The organism is Amycolatopsis rhizosphaerae (assembly GCF_007713715.1).
Taxonomy (GTDB): Bacteria; Actinomycetota; Actinomycetes; order Mycobacteriales; family Pseudonocardiaceae; genus Amycolatopsis_E; species Amycolatopsis_E rhizosphaerae.
This window is the reverse complement of the sequence record NZ_VJWX01000735.1, coordinates 1-2,383: the sequence shown is the minus strand read 5'-3', so window position 1 is coordinate 2,383 and position 2,383 is coordinate 1. Positions and strand designations below refer to the sequence as shown.

The 2,383-nt window shown below is 62.3% G+C and carries 1 protein-coding gene; it reads right to left on the bottom strand.

Annotated features, from left to right (window positions below):
* On the bottom strand, nucleotides 1-2,383 hold a 2,383-nt coding region (locus FNH05_RS36195; RefSeq protein ID WP_144593342.1), incomplete at both ends, for an ATP-dependent Clp protease ATP-binding subunit.

Genomic DNA, 2,383 nt, shown 5'->3' with positions numbered 1-2,383 from the left:
CCCGGTTGCACCTCGCCGAACAGGATCTTCTCGGACAGTTGGTCTTCGATCTCCCGCTGGATGGTCCGGCGCAGCGGACGGGCACCGAGCACCGGGTCGAAACCGCGCTTGGCCAGCAACGCCTTCGCCTTGTCGGTCAGCTCGATGGCCATGTCCTTGGCCTTCAGCTGGTTCTCCACCCGGGTGATCATCAGATCCACCATCTGGATGATCTGCTCCTGGGTGAGCTGGTGGAACACGATGATGTCGTCGATCCGGTTGAGGAACTCGGGCCGGAAGTGCTTCTTCATCTCCTCGTGAACCTTCTGCTTCATCTGGTCATAGCGCGAACGCTCGTCACCACCCGAAGAGAAGCCCAGACTCACGGACTTGGAAATGTCCTGCGTACCCAGGTTCGAAGTGAAAATCAGCACCGTGTTCTTGAAATCGACCGTGCGACCCTGACCATCGGTGAGACGACCATCCTCCAGCACCTGCAACAGGGTGTTGTAGATCTCCTGGTGCGCCTTCTCGATCTCATCGAACAGCACCACCGAGAACGGCTTGCGCCGCACCTTCTCGGTGAGCTGACCACCCTCCTCGTAACCGACATACCCGGGAGGAGCACCGAACAGCCGCGAAGCGGTGTAACGGTCGTGGAACTCACCCATGTCGATCTGGATGAGCGCGTCGTCCTCACCGAACAGGAAGTTCGCCAACGCCTTGGACAACTCGGTCTTACCCACACCCGACGGGCCGGCGAAGATGAACGAACCAGACGGGCGCTTCGGGTCCTTCAACCCGGCACGAGTACGACGAATGGCCTGCGAGACCGCCTTCACGGCGTCCTCCTGACCGATGATCCGCTTGTGCAGCTCGTCCTCCATACGGAGCAGACGCGTGGTCTCCTCCTCGGTGAGCTTGAACACCGGAATACCGGTCCAGTTGGCCAGAACCTCGGCGATCTGCTCGTCGTCCACCTCCGCGACGACGTCCAGGTCACCGTCCTTCCACTGCTTCTCCCGCTCCGACTTCTGACCCAGCAGGGTCTTCTCCTCATCACGCAACCGCGCCGCCCGCTCGAAGTCCTGCGCGTCGATCGCGGACTCCTTGTCACGCCGCACCGCGGCGATCTTCTCGTCGAACTCACGCAGGTCCGGCGGAGCGGTCATCCGGCGGATCCGCATCCGCGCACCCGCCTCATCGATCAAATCGATCGCCTTGTCCGGCAGGAACCGGTCATTGATATAACGATCGGCCAAAGTCGCGGCGGCAACCAGCGCCGAATCAGTGATCGACACCCGGTGGTGCGCCTCATACCGGTCACGCAGACCCTTGAGGATCTCGATGGTGTGCTCCAGCGAGGGCTCACCCACCTGGATCGGCTGGAAACGGCGCTCCAGCGCCGCATCCTTCTCGATGTACTTGCGGTACTCCTCCAGCGTGGTGGCACCGATGGTCTGCAACTCACCCCGGGCCAGCATCGGCTTGAGGATCGAAGCCGCATCGATCGCACCCTCCGCGGCACCCGCACCGACCAGCGTGTGCAACTCGTCGATGAACAGGATGATGTCGCCGCGAGTCTTGATCTCCTTGAGGACCTTCTTCAACCGCTCCTCGAAGTCACCACGGTAACGAGAACCCGCCACCAGCGAACCCAGGTCCAGCGTGTAGAGCTGCTTGTCCTTCAGCGTCTCGGGAACCTCGCCCTTGACAATGTTCTGCGCCAAGCCCTCCACCACGGCGGTCTTACCCACACCGGGCTCACCGATCAACACGGGGTTGTTCTTCGTGCGGCGCGACAGCACCTGCATGACCCGCTCGATCTCCTTGCCGCGCCCGATCACCGGGTCCAGCTTGCCCTCACGAGCGGAAGCGGTCAGGTTACGGCCGAACTGGTCAAGCACCAACGACGAAGACGGAGTGCCCTCACTACGGCCACCCGCCTCGGCGGTCTCCTTACCACCCTGATAGCCCGACAGCAGCTGCAACACCTGCTGGCGCACACGGTTGAGGTCCGCGCCAAGCTTGACCAGCACCTGAGCCGCCACACCCTCACCCTCACGAATGAGACCCAGCAGAATGTGCTCCGTGCCGATGTAGTTGTGACCGAGCTGCAACGCCTCACGCAACGACAGCTCAAGCACCTTCTTGGCCCGCGGAGTGAAGGGAATATGCCCACTCGGAGCCTGCTGCCCCTGGCCGATGATCTCCTCGACCTGCTGGCGGACACCCTCCAGCGCGATACCCAACGATTCGAGCGCCTTAGCGGCGACACCCTCACCCTCGTGGATCAAGCCCAGGAGGATGTGCTCGGTGCCGATGTAATTGTGGTTGAGCATCCTGGCCTCTTCCTGAGCCAGAACGACCACCCGCCTCGCGCGGTCGGTGAACCTCTCGAACA